We start from the raw sequence: 15,762 nt of genomic DNA on the forward strand, positions 1-15,762 counted from the left end.
GGTATTACGTCGGTATCGCGCCGGTATTGCGTCGGTATCATCCGCATCGCGCCAGAGGATTAACCTTTGGCAGGGTTGTGGTGATCGCGAATTGATGGGAAGATTTGCACAGCTTTTTCCGGGCCTCGCCCATATTCATGACAGGACATTTCATGCGTATCTTGATTCTGGCAACCCTCGCCACGGTTGCTCTTGCTTTTCCGGCCACGGCCCAAACCCTGGAGCGGATCAAAGAAACCGGGGAACTGAACCTGGGATACCGCCTGGATGCGGCGCCCATGTCATATCAGTTGGAATCGGGCGAGCCGGCGGGCTTTACCCCGCTGGTCTGTGTTCAGGTGGCCCAGGCCATTGCCAACCACTTGAAGCTGGCGAATTTGAACGTGCAGTTCGTCCCGGTTGACGCGCAAAACCGGTTCGAGAAAGTCGCCAGCGGCGAGATCGATCTTCATTGTGGCGCCGCGACGATCACTCTGGAGCGGCGGGCGTTGGTTGATTTTTCCATCCCAACCTATGTAGACGGAACCGCGCTTATTCTTCCGGCGAGCGCTTCCGAAAATTTCCTGGATCTGGCGGGCAAGCGGCTGGGCGTGCGACGCGACACCACGACCGAAATGGCGCTGAACAACTCGCTGAAATCAGCCAACGTCAACGCGACGGTAGAGCGGTTCGTATCCCACGACGATGGCATGAAGGCGATGGAACAGGGCACAATTGATGCCTATTTCGCGGATCAGGCCATTTTGTCGGGCCTGTATGCAAAAAGTGCCATGCGCGACAAATTCAAGCTGTCGGGCGATATCCTGACGATCGAAAAACAGGGGTTGGCCATGACGCGGGGCGACAGCGATTTTCGCGTGCTTGTGGATCGCGCCCTGTCAGAGATGTACGCAACGGGCGCGATGGAACAGATACTGGCCCAGGCCATTCCGAATCTGAGCCCTGGTTTGGCCCTTCAGGCCCTGTACATGATCGCGCCGATCGTGAAGTGATTGCCGCAAACGGCACGTAAGGCGGGCAAGGCCCGCCTTACGGCAAGATCAGCCCTTCATCGAATCCCAGAACCCTTTGACCGATTTGAAAAAGCTGCTGCTTTCAGGATTGTTCTCTTCCGAGAGATCCTCGAATTCGCGCAGAAGCTCTTTTTGGCGGCCGGTCAGGTTGACCGGGGTTTCCACCGCCAGTTCGATCATCATGTCTCCGGCACCGCCGCCGCGCAGCGCGGGCATGCCCTTGCCCCGCAGGCGCATCTGACGGCCCGATTGAGACCCGGCAGGGATTTTTACCCGGCTGCGGCCACCGTCGATCGTGGGCACCTCTATGTCACCCCCCAGCGCCGCCTTGGTCATGCTGACCGGAACACGGCAATAGAGATTGGGGCCTTCGCGTTCAAAGATTTTGTGCGCGGCCACCTCGATAAAGATGTAGAGATCGCCTGACGGACCGCCACGCATCCCGGCCTCACCCTCACCGGCAAGGCGAATGCGGGTACCGGTTTCAACGCCCGCCGGGATATTCACGCTAAGCGCGCGGTCTTTCTCGGTTCGACCCTGACCGCCGCAGCTTTTGCAGGGATTCTTGATGATCTGACCAAGTCCCGAACAGGTGGGACAAGTGCGTTCAACAGTGAAGAAACCCTGTTGTGCACGCACCTTGCCCATGCCCGAGCATGTGGGGCAGGTGGTGGGTTCCGCCCCGCCTTCGGCGCCCGAACCGGAACAGTTTTCACATTGCACCGTGCCGGGGACATTGATGGTTTTCTGGATGCCGGCATAGGCGTCTTCCAGCGTGACCCGCAAATTGTACCGCAGATCCGCCCCGCGCGCCGCCCGCTGACGCCCACCGCCGCCGCGACCGCCCATGAAATCGCCAAACAGATCGTCAAACACGTCCGAGAAGGCGCTGGCGAAGTCGCCCTGGCCTTGGGGGCCACCGCGAGGGCCGCCACCGCCCATACCACCTTCGAATGCGGCGTGACCGAAGCGATCATAGGCCGCCTTTTTCTCGGCGTCCTTGAGAATTTCGTAGGCTTCGTTGGCTTCCTTGAACTGCGCCTCGGCTTCCGGGTTGTCGGCGTTGCGGTCCGGGTGCAAGTCCTTGGCCTTGCGACGGTAAGCCTTTTTGATCTCGTCCGCGGAAGCCCCCTTGCTGACGCCAAGCACCTCGTAGAAGTCACGTTTTGCCATGGGTTACTCCTTTGGCCCGGAATGAAAAGGGCCGATCCGGCAACCGGACCGGCCCGCTTTTCAGTTCCGCCCGCGCATTACGCGCGCTTGTCGTCGTCCAGATCCTCGAAATCGGCATCGACAATATCGTCGTCGCCCGGACCGGCATCTGCCGCGTTCGGTTCGCCGCCGTCCTCGTCCTGAGCAGCCTTGTAGATGGCCTCGCCCAGCTTCATTGCGGCCTCGGTCACATTCTGGATGCCCGCGCGGATCTTGTCGGCGTCGATATCGTCTTTTTCAAGATCATCCTTGAGCGCGGCGATGGCCAGCTCGATCGCCTCGACGGTTGTCGGGTCGACCTTGTCGGAATGCTCTTCCAGCGACTTCTCGGTCGAGTGAATGAGGCTTTCGGCCTGGTTGCGGGCCTCGACCATACCTTTGCGGGCCTTGTCCGCCTCGGCATTCTCCTCGGCATCCTTGACCATCTTTTCGATGTCCTCGTCCGAGAGCCCCCCCGACGCCTGGATCGTGATCTTCTGCTCCTTGCCGGTGCCTTTGTCCATGGCTCCAACCGACACGATGCCGTTGGCATCAATGTCAAAGGTCACTTCGATCTGCGGCATGCCGCGCGGGGCGGGCGGGATGTTTTCCAGGTTGAACTGACCCAGGATCTTGTTATCGGCCGCCATTTCACGCTCGCCCTGGAAAACGCGGATCGTCACGGCGTTCTGGTTGTCTTCGGCGGTCGAGAAAATCTGGCTCTTCTTGGTCGGGATCGTGGTGTTGCGGTCGATCAGGCGGGTGAACACGCCGCCCAGCGTTTCGATGCCCAGCGACAGCGGGGTCACGTCAAGCAGGACCACGTCTTTCACGTCGCCTTGCAGGACACCGGCCTGAATGGCGGCACCCATGGCCACCACTTCGTCCGGGTTAACGCCCTTGTGGGGCTCCTTGCCGAAGAATTTGGTCACTTCTTCGATCACTTTGGGCATACGGGTCATGCCGCCGACCAGAACGATCTCATCGATCTCGTTGGCCGACAGGCCCGCATCCTTCAGCGCGGCCTGGCAGGGCTTGAGCGACGCCTTGATCAGATCGCCCACCAGCGATTCCAGCTTCGCGCGGGTCAGCTTGATAACCATGTGCAGCGGCGTGCCCGAGGACGGGTCCATCGAGATGAAGGGCTGGTTGATCTCGGTCTGGGCGCTGCTGGACAGTTCGATCTTGGCTTTCTCGGCGGCCTCTTTCAGACGCTGGAGGGCCATCTTGTCCTTGGTCAGGTCGACATTGTGCTCTTTCTTGAACTGGTCGGCCAGGTAATTGACGATGCGCATGTCAAAGTCTTCGCCACCCAGGAACGTGTCGCCGTTGGTGGATTTCACTTCGAACAGGCCGTCGTCGATTTCCAGAATGGTCACGTCGAACGTTCCGCCGCCAAGGTCATACACCGCGATGGTGTGGGTGTTTTCCTTGTCCAGACCATAGGCCAGAGCGGCGGCTGTCGGTTCGTTGATGATGCGCAGCACTTCAAGGCCGGCGATCTTGCCAGCGTCCTTGGTGGCCTGACGCTGAGCGTCATTGAAATAGGCCGGGACGGTGATGACGGCCTGCGTCACTTCTTCGCCAAGGTAGGATTCGGCGGTTTCTTTCATCTTGCCGAGAATGAAGGCCGAGATCTGAGAGGGGCTGTATTTGTCGCCGCGCGCTTCGACCCAGGCATCGCCGTTGCCGCCATTGATGACGTTGAACGGCATGTTCTTCTTGTCCTTGGCCAGATCGGCATCGTCGAACCGGCGGCCAATCAGACGCTTGACGCCAAAGATGGTGTTTTCGGGGTTGGTGACGGCCTGGCGTTTCGCCGGCTGGCCGACAAGGCGCTCGTCATCCGTGAAAGCCACGATCGAGGGTGTGGTGCGTGCACCTTCCGAGTTCTCGATCACCTTGGGCTGCGAACCATCCATGATGGCCACACAAGAGTTCGTTGTACCGAGGTCGATACCGATCACTTTGCTCATTTTCGATCCCTTCTCAATTAAGGCGATTTCTTCGGGTCCGGACCCGTTATGGCATCCGTGCCCCGAACCGGTTTGCAAACACCCTGCCGGGTGCCTGCGCTTCGGAGGGTATATAGGGAGGTCAAAAACTCCGTGCAAGCGCCACGAGGGTACGATTACATGCAATTACAGGCATTTTTTGACTCATTTCACCAGGGAGCCTGAAACGCCATGCAAACGCCGATCATGATCCGGGGATTCGCGGTTTTCAAAGGCTTTCTGGATGCGGCCGCGCAGGCCGCCCTGGTGGAGGATTTGCGGACCGTGGCGCGGGCCGCACCGATGCGGGCCCCTGTGACGCGCGGCGGCAAGCGGATGAGCGTGCGTATGACCAGTGCCGGGCGTGTGGGCTGGGTTTCCGACCGGCGCGGCTATCGCTACGAGCTGTTGCAGCCCGGTGGCGAGGCCTGGCCCGCGATCCCCGACCGCATCCTGCGCCTGTGGCGGGACGTAACCGGGCTGGCGCGACCACCGGATTGCTGTCTGGTGAATTATTATGGCGAAGGCGCCCGGATGGGGCTGCACCAGGACCGGGACGAGGGCGATTTCAGCTGGCCGGTGGTGTCTGTTTCGTTGGGGGATGACGGGCTGTTTCGTATGGGCGGGCCCGCGCGGGGCGGCAAGACGGAATCGCTTTGGCTGAACTCGGGGGATGTCGTGGTCATGCAGGGCGATGCCCGGCTGGCCTTTCACGGTGTGGATCGTATTCGATTTGGCGCATCCCGCCTGTTGCCGGATGGCGGACGGATCAATGTCACGTTGCGCGTGGTCAGCCCGGACTGATCGCGCAACAGCCTCTCAGGCGGGCAGGCAAAGGGCCGGAACGGCCCGGATCATCGTTTGGCGCCCCAGCTGAGTGAGGCGTGCTTGCGGGTATAAAAATCCCCCATCAGGCCCAGCATGAGAAAGATCAGGCCAAGCACCAGAGGATAGGTGATGGAACTGTTGCGCGGATAATAGTTGATGAAAATGAAACCCCGTGACTGATCAATCGTGTGAAACAGCGGGTTCCAGTCGAACATCTTCAGCATGAAGGTGGGCAGGGTATTGGCGACGAACATCTTGCCCGAGGCAATCATGTTGGCCCGCGCATAAACCGTGCTGGCAATGCTGACAAACGTGGGAAACCACGGCTTGAGCGCCAGGAAAACCATGCCAATCGCCGCCCCGGCGAACCAGGCCAGCAACAGCATCCCGAAGGCGCCGATCGGATCTTCGATCGTGATCGGAGTGAATGCCGCATGATAGATGAAAAGTATCGTAAACAGGGAAAGCACCTGAATATACAGTGTGCCCAGCGCCGCCGACAGGATCGAGATGACCGTGTTCATCGGCGCGTGTTTCATCATCGGCGACGCTGGCCCCTCTGCCCCGACAACCGCGCCCATGGTCTTGGTGTGGGTCATGAAAAGGAAGATTCCGGACATCAGGTACAGCAGGAAATCGCCCCGCAACGCGGCACTGCGCAGACCAAGAACAGAGAACATGACGTAAAAGGCAATCACGAAAATGAACGACTGAAGCATGTTCACAAGGATCGACATCACGGCATTGCCGTGGGTTTTTCGGACGTTTCGGACGATGGCATGATAGACAAGTTCGGCAATGTTGATTGCCGATTCCAGGTTTGTTCTGGGGACCGATTGTTGAAACATTGCCTCTGCCGTCCGCGGATTGTCGCAGTTATGTCAGGGAATTCTTGCCGTTCCCTTACCATGTCATCATAAGGGGCGCATAGGCTCAATTCAACTAAAGCCCGACCAGGAGACGACATTTGAACTATGACACATTGATTCCCGTCATTCGCAAGCTGGCGATCGAAGCCGGTGACAAGATCATGGAAATTTACAATGCCGACGATTTTGACGTAAAGGTCAAATCCGATGACAGCCCGGTGACGGCTGCGGACGAAGCCGCGGATGCGATCATTTCCGCCGGCCTGCGCGCCGCGTTCCCCGATGTGATGCTGGTGACGGAAGAGCAGGCCGAGAGCCATACCGCCAGGGGCGAGACATTTCTGATCGTCGATCCGCTGGACGGCACCAAGGAATTCATCCACCGGCGCGGCGATTTCACGGTGAACATCGCCTATGTGGAAAACGGTGTTCCACAGCGCGGCGTGGTATATGCGCCCGCCAAGAACCGCATGTTCTTTACCCAGGCGGATGGGCAATCGGTCGAGGAAACCGGTTCCTTTGCGCTGGATACCATCGGCGATGTCACCCCGATGAATGTGGCGAAATCGGATAATGGCGCGCTTTTGGTGGTGGCCTCCAAGTCGCACCTGACCGACGAGACCAAGGACTATATCGCGAAATACGCGGTTGCCGATTTCAAGAGCGCGGGATCGTCCCTGAAATTCTGCCTGGTGGCGACGGGCGAGGCGGATCTGTATCCGCGTGTCGGCCGCACGATGGAGTGGGACACGGCGGCGGGCCACGCGGTTTTGCTGGGCGCGGGCGGTCAGGTGGTGCGGTTTGACGACCATTCTCCGCTGACCTATGGCAAGGAAGATTTCGCCAACCCCTATTTCATCGCCTATGCGCCGGGCGTGAACCTGAAAACCGCCTGATGCCGGTTCTGATCGTCATCCCCGCGCGCTATGAATCGACGCGCTATCCCGGCAAACCGCTTGCGGAATTGAAGGGCGCGACCGGCCTGTCCAAGAGCCTGGTTCAGCGAAGCTGGGAAGCGGCCCGTGCCGTGCAGGGTGTGGATCGGGTGGTTGTGGCGACGGATGACGATCGGATCCGGGACGCGGCGCAGGCGTTCGGGGCCGAGGTGGTGATGACCTCTTCGGCCTGCCGGAACGGCACCGAACGCTGCGCGGAGGCCTTTGACGTTCTGGGCGGCGGGTATGACATCGTGGTCAATTTGCAGGGCGACGCGCCGCTGACGCCGGCATGGTTTGTCGAGGATCTGGTGACAGGGTTGCAGGGAGATCCGATGGCCGAGGTGGCCACGCCGGTATTGCGCTGCGACGGGCGGGCGCTGAACGGATTTCTGGAAGACCGCAGGGCGGGGCGCGTGGGCGGCACCACCGCTGTTTTCACCAAGGATCGCCATGCGCTGTATTTCTCCAAGGAGGTGGTGCCGTTCACCTCCAAAACCTATGCGGACGGTGACGACACGCCGGTGTTTCATCATGTCGGCGTTTATGCCTACCGCCCGTCGGCGCTGGGCGCCTATCCGCGTTGGGAGAGCGGGCCGCTGGAACAGCTGGAGGGGCTGGAACAGCTGCGGTTCATGGAACATGGACGGCAGGTTCTGTGTGTCGAGGTCCAGGCAAAAGGGCGGCAGTTCTGGGAGTTGAACAACCCCGAAGACGTGCCCCGGATCGAGGCGATGATGGCCGAGATGGGCACGCCATGAGCGCCACCCCGGTCAGCGTGGTGGTGGTAAGCCGGGGTCGCCCGGAGGCCCTGAAACGCTGTCTGACCGGGGTGGCGCAGCTTGCCTATGCTCAGTTCGAGGTGGTTGTGGTTGCCGACCCCGGCGGCGTGGCGGCAATTGGCGATCTGCCCTTTGACGACCAGATCAAGATCGTGCCGTTTGATCAGGCCAATATCTCGGCGGCGCGCAACCTTGGGATTGCAAACTCTGCCGGCGAAGTGGTGGCCTTTGTCGATGATGATGCGGTGCCCGAACCCGGCTGGCTGTTTCATCTGATGGCCGCGTTCGATGACCCCGAAGTTGCGGCGGCAGGGGGATATGTGCGGGGCCGCAACGGAATTTCGCTTCAATGGGGCGCGCAAAGCGTCGACCATAGGGCGCAGACCACGCCCCTGGCTCTGGACGGGCGCACCCCGGTTGTGCTGCACCCCGGCCCACGGCGTGCGATCAAGACGGAAGGCACCAACATGGCGGTGCGGCGGGATCTGTTGGCGGATATGGGCGGGTTCGATCCGGCCTTCCGGTATTTTCTGGACGAAACCGATCTGAACCTGCGTCTGGCCAGCGCGGACCGGGCAACGGCGATCGTGCCGCTTGCCGAGGTACATCACGGGTATCTGGCAAATGCCCAGCGCACCACCGCCCGTGTGCCGCGCGACCTGAGTGAAATCGGGGCCAGCATGGCCGTGTTCCTGCGCAAACATTGCCCGGAACCCGAGCACGCCGCGGTTTGGCGGGCCTTTCGAAAGGATCAGCGCCAGCGCCTTTTGCGCCATATGATACGCGGGGACGCGATGCCCGGCGATGTGGCGCGCCTGATGCGCGGGCTGGAGCGGGGCTATGCCAAAGGGCAGGCCCGCGAATATGGAACTCTGCCGACCATTGCGCGCGCGGCAGATGGTTTTCACCGGTTTGACGCGGGGCGAAACGGGCCGGGGGTGATCCTGTCAGGCCGGTCCTGGCAACGGCGCGCAAAGCGCAGGCAGGCCGCGCAACTGGCCGCGAACGGAAAGGTGCCTTCGCTGTTCCTGTTCAGCCCCTCGGCGCTTTATCACCGCATACGCTATGATCCGGCCGGGTACTGGGAGCAATCTGGCGGGCTGTTTGGCCGGTCCGAGCGCAGCCAGCCGCTTTTGTCATGGCATCGCTTTGCAAAACGACTGGATTCGGAGATTCGGCGGGTTGCGGATCAGCGCTTGCTGGGGGATCAATAGCGCGCCAGTTCGCACGAGGATATCGACATGCCACAGCGCACCGCGCTTGTTACCGGGTCTGCCGGATTTATCGGATTTCACACCGCGAAACGTCTGTTGGCGGATGGCTGGCGTGTCATTGGGCTGGATGCCATGACCGATTACTACGACGTGGCGCTGAAAGAACGGCGCCATGCGATCCTGTTACAGAATGCGGGGTTCCAAGCGGTGATCGGGCGTCTGGAGGCGCCGGACCTGCTGATGCAGCTATTCGAAGAACATCGCCCGGATGTGGTGATCCATCTGGCCGCGCAGGCCGGGGTGCGCCACTCCATCGACGCGCCGCGCTCTTATGTCGATTCAAATCTGATCGGCACCTTCGATTTGCTGGAGGCCGCGCGCGCCTTTCCGCCGGATCATATGCTGCTGGCCTCGACCAGTTCGGTCTATGGCGCGAATACCGCGATGCCCTATGGCGAGACCGACAAGGCCGACACGCAGATGTCATTCTATGCGGCGACCAAGAAGGCCAACGAGGCGATGGCACATTCCTATGCGCATCTGTATGACCTGCCGATCACCATGTTCCGGTTCTTTACCGTCTATGGCCCGTGGGGGCGGCCAGACATGGCGCTCTTCAAATTCACCAAGGCCATTCTGGAAGGCCAGCCGATCGACATCTACAACCATGGCGACATGCGCCGGGATTTCACCTTTATCGACGATCTTGTGTCGGGGATCGCGGACCTGATCGGGGCGGTGCCGCCGAAACCGGAGAACGCCTGCGACATTTCCGAACATGACAGCCTGAGCACGGTCGCGCCGTGGCGGGTGGTGAATATCGGCAATGGCCAGGCAGTGCAGTTGATGGATTTTGTGAAAGCCATCGAGCACGCTATCGGTACAGAGGCGAAAAAGAACTATATGCCGATGCAGCCGGGCGACGTGCCCGCGACCTGGGCGGCGGCGGAGTTGCTGCATGAACTGACGGGTGCGCGCCCGTCCACGTCTGTTGATACGGGTGTCCGGGCGTTTGTCAGCTGGTACCGGGAGTATTACGGCGCCTGAAAACCAAGGTGAGAGGTTTCAGCCCTCTCCGACCACCGTGAGGGTTTGCGGATCGCTTTCCGGCGCTTCCACCCACCTGCGCATCGTTGCGCGCAACAGATCGGAATCGCGCGTGTCAATGGACCGGCGCAGATCCTGAACCGCGTTCGCCATCTCAAGTTCGGACCAATAATGTTCCTGGGCGCGCAAGATCTTGGGATGGGGTGTGGTCAGCATGTCGGTGCCGATCAAAAGCTCCTCGTGCATTTTCTCGCCGGGCTTCAGCCCGGTAAACAGGATCGCGACATCGCCATTCGGATTGTTTTCGTCGCGCAGCGAGTACCCGGCGGCCATGATCATCTTCTGCGCCACGGACAGAATGGAAACGGGCTTGCCCATATCCAGCACAAACACATCCCCGCCGCGCGAAAAACTTCCCGCCAGAAGCACAAGGCGCACCGCCTCGGACACCGTCATGAAAAAACGGGTCACTTCCGGGTCGGTCACTGTTACCGGACCACCATTGCGGATCTGCTCTTCGAACAGGGGGATCACAGAACCGGACGAGCCCAGAACATTGCCAAAGCGTACCATCGACAATTTGGTGGTCTGGCTGCGCGTTGCCAAGTCCTGAACCACCAGTTCCGCCATACGCTTTGTGCAACCCATCATGGATGTCGGGCGCACCGCCTTGTCCGTGGATACAAGGATAAACCGGTTCACACCGGCGCGGATCGATTCTTCGGCCACGATCCGTGTGCCAAAGACGTTGTTACGGGCGCCCTCGAAACAGTTGGATTCGACAATATTGACGTGTTTGTAGGCCGCCGCGTGAAACACGACATCAATGTTGTTGGCATTGAGCGTGGCGCGCACCACGTCTGGCTGCGTAACAGACCCAAGGACCGGAACCAGCCGCGTGTTGCCCGGCACCCCCTCCAGCTCGCGCATGGTCTTGTAAAGCGCGAATTCGCAATGCTCCAGCAGGACCAGCTCGGACGGATGGCATTCCAGAAGCTGGCGGCACAGTTCAGATCCGATTGACCCGCCAGCGCCCGTCACCAGGATACGCTGATCCTGGTAGGCATGGCTTGCGGCGGGCAGATCCGCCTCAAGCGCATCCCGCCCCAGCAAACTGGTGAGTTCGACCGGGGCGATTCGTGTGGCTTCCTCTCCGCGCAGAACCATATCGGCAAATGACGGCAGGGCCAGCACCTCGCACCCGAGATTTGCCAACTTCTTGGCCAGCTTGACGCGCACGGCCTGATCCGCGGACGGCATGGCCAGAACGATCCGGTCGATCCCGATGCGACGCACAAGCATGCCAATGTCCTTGGGATCATGCACCCGTTGCCCGGAAACCGTCAGCTTGTGCAATGCAATATTGTCATCGACAAAACAGGCCACTTCAAACTCGTCATCCGTCTGCAACGCGGCGGCAAGCTGCTGCCCGGTCTGACCGGCCCCATAGATCAGAACCCGCTTGCGTTCGCGGCCACCGGAATAGATTCGCAGCACGATCCTGCGTAGCAAGATGCGCCCGCAAATAGACAGGACAGAGAACAACAGGCTGAAGGATACGAGCGTGGCGTTCGGAATTTGCGGCGTGAATCCAAACGTCAGATTCACCAGAACACCCACAGCACAAAGCAGCGCCGCCAGTGTCATCGTGTTGACGATATCACCCATTCCGTAAGCATTCAGCTTGATCCGGTGCAGCCCGAGGAAATGAATCACGCCGGCACTGAGGGGCAGAAACATCACCAGATACCAGGAGGTTGCCCACAGTTCGCCAATCGAAACAGACCCGTTTCGGGCAAGGGCCTGCGCCCCCGCAAGAGCGACAACCACCCAGAGCAAATCCATTCCAAGAAGGATATTGCCTTTCCGGGCTCGACTCATCGAGGTGACAAGTTTGTAAAGCATCTTCATTATTCCCGGCCGATCTTTTGCCAGAGCGCTGAAAAATTCTTTGCCTGTATCAATCGTCGATCAATAGATTATCGGTTGCCCGCCCCGAAAAGGTATATCACCGTTTCGCGACTAAATACAGACGATCATTAAGGATTCGTGAACCTCACCAAGAATCGAGCATATTCTCGCCACGCCAGGGACCGGGCGGCGCCTGAGATAAGGGTATTTCCGCCGACAAAACCGGCGCAAACTCTCGGGAGGATCGGTGTCAGCCGGTATTGTGGGGAAATACGCAACGCATCGGACAAACTGTCCAATAACATTGAACAATGGGTTGTCCGGCGACTCGTCTTGGCGATAGAAGTGTCCCGACGAACAAGAAGGCAAGAAAATGCGCGGCAGATCCTGGTCGATCCTAGCTTTGGGGATGTTGATTTTCGTTGCCGCGTGTTCGCTGCCGCGCGGCGCGCCCACGAAATCGGAAATCACCGGGAAAAACAATGTTCCCGATGATGTAACGGTGGAGCAGGTGACGCAATCTTCCGTTGCCAAGATTCAGGCGTGGCCGTCGTCGGGGTGGCACGGGCATTATCAATGGTTCAATCGCGTTCCTGGCCCTGAATCGCGGTTGATCCGGCCCGGCGATATGATCACCCTGACCGTTTGGGACAATCAGGAAAACTCTCTGCTTTTGCCACCTCAAGATCGCAAGGTGCAGGTTCGGCCTGTCGAAGTGACAACATCCGGAACGATTTTCGTACCCTATGTAGATGAGGTGTCTGTCGGCGGGCTTACGCCGGAACAGGCCCGCGCGACAATCCAAAGTAAACTGGCCCCTATCGCGCCTTCGGCGCAGGCGCAGGTCGAAGTCTCGTCTGGCGCCCGCAATTCGGTTGATCTGGTCTCTGGCGTCGCCAGTCCCGGCCCCATCGCGCTGGTCAATCGGAATACGTCCATTCTTTCCATACTCGCGGCCGGGGGCGGGATATCTCCGTCGATCGAGAATCCGGTCGTCCGCCTGATGCGTGACGGGCAAAGCTACGAAATTCCCGCGCGGACTCTTCTCAAGGATCCCGGGAAAAACGTGATTGTCAGGGGCGGCGACCAGATCATCGTCGATGAAGACGACAGGTATTTCGTCGCCTTGGGGGCTACTGAAACCGAAAAACAGGTCTATTTCCACCAAGACACGATCACCGCTCTTGAGGCGGTTTCTATCTTGGGCGGTCTTCAGGACGCCCGCGCGAACCCCCAGGGGCTTTTGTTGCTGCGCCAGTATCCGAACTCGGCCATCCGAAGCGACGGATCGGGGCCACCCACCCAATACGTGGTCTTTTCGTTCGACCTGTCTTCGCCCGAAGGTTTGTTCGGCGCGCGCAATTTCTATGTGAACCCGAGTGATGTCGTGATGGCCACGGAATCCGCCGTGAAGCCCGCGCAGGCGCTGATCGCCCTGCTTGGCTCGCTGTTCGCGATCAACAATGTATTCTGACCGGGTGCTGCGCCGTTTCAATCTGCGTCGCCGGGACGAATGACAGGCCGTTTTGGAGCACCATCGCGGTTGAGACGTTCGCAGTGCTCGGGAAGTCGAGCATGATGGCGAGTGCGTCGATTCTGGGCGGCTATCCCGGGGATTGGTCATGACGCGAAAGCAGGGATTCTATGCGGACACAGGTTACTAAGGCGATTTTTCCCGTGGCCGGGCTTGGGACACGGTTTCTGCCAGCGACAAAATCCGTACCCAAGGAAATCATGACGTTGGTGGATCGCCCCTTGATCCAGTACGCCATCGACGAGGCCAGAGAGGCCGGGATCAAGGAATTCATCTTTGTGACATCCCGAGGGAAGAGTGCGCTGGAGAATTACTTTGACCATGCGCCCGAACTGGAACGCGAGTTGCGCAAGAAAGGCAAGGATGATCTCCTTCACACCCTGAGGCAAACCAACATGGACAGTGGCGCCATTGCCTATATCCGTCAGCACAAGGCGCTGGGCCTGGGCCATGCTGTCTGGTGTGCGCACCGGCTGATCGCGAACGAACCATTTGCGGTTATCCTGCCCGATGACGTGATCGCGGGTGAACCGGGATGTCTCAGGCAGATGGTCGATGCATATGCGGACACTGGCGGAAGCATGGTGGCCACCATGGAAGTTGCGCCTGATCAGGCAGCCTCTTATGGGATACTTGACGTAGAGGACACCATTGGGCCACTGGTCTCGGTGAATGGAATGGTGGAAAAACCCTCTCCGGGAAGCGCACCATCCAGGTTGGCTGTCATCGGGCGCTACATTTTGGCGCCGTCGGTTCTGCGAAACCTGCGCAATCAGAAATCCGGCGCAAGCGGCGAGATTCAACTGACAGACGCGATCGCCGCAGAAATCCATCAAGGCCGAAATGTGTTTGGCTATCGCTTTGCCGGTGAACGCTATGACTGTGGTTCAAAGGCTGGTTTCCTTCAGGCAACCGTGGCCTTCGGGCTGGGGCGCGATGACTTGCGCAAAGAACTGACCGCCTACCTCAATGAAGTGATCGCGATCCGTGGGGTTGCGCAATAGGTCAGGACAAAAAGGGCACGTTCTCGACGCGATCCTGCGCAGGGGAACCGGACGTATCGGGGCACGCGGCCAGGGAATCGCACCAGGCTGGTTTCAGGCTCGACACGTGCCGAGAAAGAATTAGGCTGGGTGCCGAAACGCTCTACCCTGGACCTTATGATTGCAGATGCCTGGCGATGGCACCAAAACGGCCATTACGACACGTAATCCCCCCGCGCGCCTGTTCGAGCTGACGCGGGCGTTGAGTGTCTACGGCAGGCGCCCGTCCGGGGTGGACCGGGTTTGCCTGGCCTATCTCAAGGCGTTGTGCGATGCGCCCGAGCCATGTTTTGGGCTGGCGCGCACAAGGTTGGGCTATGTGCTTCTGGATCAGGACGGGGTCGCGGGTATTCTGGCGCGCCTGGAGGGACGTATCCGTTGGGGCGCACCTGATCTTGTGTCGCGGCTGTTGCGGCAAAGGGGGGACACACGGCGCGTGACCGAGGCGGAATTGCGCCGGCACAGCATTGCGCGGGCAATTCCATCGCGGCTGGGGCAGATGCTGGCACGGCGCCTGCCGCCGGGCATCGTGTATATCAATGTGGATCAGGCCAATTTTTCCGCAACCAAACTGCACGCCATCAAGCAGGTCCGAAACGCCAGGGTCACGCTGTTCCTGCATGATGCAATTCCGCTGGACCACCCCGAATTCCAGACACCGCAATCGGTACAGAGATTTGCCGGATACATGCAGGCAGCAGCGGACCACGGCGATCTGATCCTGACGAATTCCAACGCATCCCGGGACTCTTTGATCCGGCACTTCGCCGGCATCGGGGCGCATTTGCCAATCCGGGTGGCGCATCTGGGCGTGGACGTGGATTTTTTCCAAAACGGCAACAATCAGGCCGCGCCAGTCGTGCCGGATCCCTACTTTCTGTGTCTCGGAACGATCGAACCGCGCAAGAATATCGGGCTCTTGCTGGATGTTTGGGAACAACTGGCGGCCCGACAAGATCCGACGGACATGCCGCATCTGGTGATCTGCGGGCGGCGCGGCTGGATGGTGGAAGACCTGTTGGCGCGGCTGGACAGGTCGCCGCTGAAGGGGCGCGTGATCCACGAGTTCAACGATCTTGGGGACGGCGCGTTGTTTGGCCTTTTGCGCGGCGCGCGTGCTCTTCTGTTCCCCAGCCTCGCGGAAGGTTTTGGTCTGCCGCCGGCAGAGGCGGCGGTGCTTGGGGTGCCGGTGATCGCCAACGATTTGCCCGTCTTGCGCGAAATTCTGGAGGATTATCCCATTTACGCAGACGTGACAGATAGTTATTCATGGGAAAAGGCCGTTCTGTCTTTGGTTTGGAACCACCCGCCACCAGAAGGCCGGGGCGGACAGACCGACAAGGAATACAGCGCGCCAAGCTGGCGGGCGCATTTCAACGCGGTCTTAAGGGTGACGTGATA

At 59.8% G+C, this 15,762-nt stretch carries 13 protein-coding genes and 1 pseudogene; 10 read left to right on the forward strand and 4 right to left on the reverse strand.

Translation table 11 applies throughout. The features are described from left to right. The first annotated feature begins 152 nt into the window (after positions 1-152). Positions 153-992, forward strand: coding sequence for an amino acid ABC transporter substrate-binding protein (locus I3253_RS11065; RefSeq protein WP_197917723.1), 840 nt, complete (start codon positions 153-155; stop codon positions 990-992). Between the two features lie 48 nt (positions 993-1,040). On the opposite strand, the gene dnaJ is transcribed toward I3253_RS11065, so the two are convergent. Together dnaJ and dnaK are read right to left on the reverse strand one after the other, a co-directional pair. Continuing rightward, positions 1,041-2,186, reverse strand: coding sequence for a molecular chaperone DnaJ (gene dnaJ, locus I3253_RS11070; RefSeq protein ID WP_197917724.1), 1,146 nt, complete (start codon positions 2,184-2,186; stop codon positions 1,041-1,043). 77 nt (positions 2,187-2,263) lie between these two features. After that, positions 2,264-4,180, reverse strand: coding sequence for a molecular chaperone DnaK (gene dnaK, locus I3253_RS11075; RefSeq protein ID WP_197917725.1), 1,917 nt, complete (start codon positions 4,178-4,180; stop codon positions 2,264-2,266). Positions 4,181-4,390: 210 nt separating this feature from the next. Here dnaK and I3253_RS11080 point away from each other — a divergent pair, with 210 nt between their 5' ends. After that, on the forward strand, positions 4,391-5,002 hold the full coding sequence (locus I3253_RS11080; RefSeq protein WP_197917726.1) for an alpha-ketoglutarate-dependent dioxygenase AlkB family protein: 612 nt from the start codon (positions 4,391-4,393) through the stop codon (positions 5,000-5,002). A 50-nt stretch (positions 5,003-5,052) separates the two neighbouring features. Here I3253_RS11080 and I3253_RS11085 read toward each other — a convergent pair whose 3' ends face one another. After that, positions 5,053-5,874 (reverse strand): ABC transporter permease, encoded by an 822-nt coding sequence (locus tag I3253_RS11085; protein ID WP_197917727.1) that lies wholly within the window; start codon positions 5,872-5,874, stop codon positions 5,053-5,055. A 119-nt stretch (positions 5,875-5,993) separates the two neighbouring features. Here I3253_RS11085 and cysQ point away from each other — a divergent pair, with 119 nt between their 5' ends. The 4 genes from cysQ to I3253_RS11105 are packed head-to-tail and all read left to right on the forward strand — an operon-like array spanning position 5,994 to position 9,873. Next, positions 5,994-6,791 (forward strand): 3'(2'),5'-bisphosphate nucleotidase CysQ, encoded by a 798-nt coding sequence (gene cysQ / locus I3253_RS11090; RefSeq protein WP_197917728.1) that lies wholly within the window; start codon positions 5,994-5,996, stop codon positions 6,789-6,791. Then, positions 6,791-7,591, forward strand: coding sequence for a 3-deoxy-manno-octulosonate cytidylyltransferase (locus I3253_RS11095; RefSeq protein ID WP_197917729.1), 801 nt, complete (start codon positions 6,791-6,793; stop codon positions 7,589-7,591). Before cysQ ends, I3253_RS11095 begins: the two co-directional genes overlap by 1 nt. Further along, positions 7,588-8,826: a glycosyltransferase family 2 protein gene (locus tag I3253_RS11100; RefSeq protein WP_197917730.1), complete on the forward strand. Its 1,239-nt coding sequence runs from the start codon at positions 7,588-7,590 to the stop codon at positions 8,824-8,826. The genes I3253_RS11095 and I3253_RS11100 overlap by 4 nt, the downstream gene beginning before the upstream one ends. Before the next feature lie 27 nt (positions 8,827-8,853). Beyond that, entirely contained in the window at positions 8,854-9,873 is a 1,020-nt protein-coding gene (locus I3253_RS11105) for an NAD-dependent epimerase/dehydratase family protein (RefSeq protein ID WP_197917731.1), read from the forward strand. A gap of 18 nt (positions 9,874-9,891) precedes the next feature. Here I3253_RS11105 and I3253_RS11110 read toward each other — a convergent pair whose 3' ends face one another. Further along, positions 9,892-11,778 carry a polysaccharide biosynthesis protein gene (locus tag I3253_RS11110; RefSeq protein ID WP_197917732.1) on the reverse strand — a complete coding sequence of 629 codons (1,887 nt, stop codon included), beginning with the start codon at positions 11,776-11,778 and terminating at the stop codon, positions 9,892-9,894. Between the two features lie 379 nt (positions 11,779-12,157). Here I3253_RS11110 and I3253_RS11115 point away from each other — a divergent pair, with 379 nt between their 5' ends. The 4 genes and pseudogenes from I3253_RS11115 to I3253_RS11125 all read left to right on the forward strand — a co-directional run bounded on the left by I3253_RS11115 (position 12,158) and on the right by I3253_RS11125 (position 15,760). Then, positions 12,158-13,258, forward strand: coding sequence for a polysaccharide biosynthesis/export family protein (locus I3253_RS11115; protein ID WP_197917733.1), 1,101 nt, complete (start codon positions 12,158-12,160; stop codon positions 13,256-13,258). Positions 13,259-13,428: 170 nt separating this feature from the next. Next, positions 13,429-14,322 (forward strand): UTP--glucose-1-phosphate uridylyltransferase, encoded by an 894-nt coding sequence (locus I3253_RS11120; protein ID WP_197917734.1) that lies wholly within the window; start codon positions 13,429-13,431, stop codon positions 14,320-14,322. 66 nt (positions 14,323-14,388) lie between these two features. Further along, a pseudogene (locus I3253_RS20455) lies at positions 14,389-14,529 on the forward strand (UDP-glucose 4-epimerase GalE); the annotation flags it as partial. Continuing rightward, positions 14,489-15,760: a glycosyltransferase family 4 protein gene (locus I3253_RS11125; RefSeq protein ID WP_197922290.1), complete on the forward strand. Its 1,272-nt coding sequence runs from the start codon at positions 14,489-14,491 to the stop codon at positions 15,758-15,760. The pseudogene I3253_RS20455 and the gene I3253_RS11125, both read left to right, overlap by 41 nt. Positions 15,761-15,762: the final 2 nt, after the last annotated feature.

Source organism: Thiosulfatihalobacter marinus (genome assembly GCF_016019955.1).
GTDB classification, from domain to species: domain Bacteria; phylum Pseudomonadota; class Alphaproteobacteria; order Rhodobacterales; family Rhodobacteraceae; genus Shimia; species Shimia marinus_A.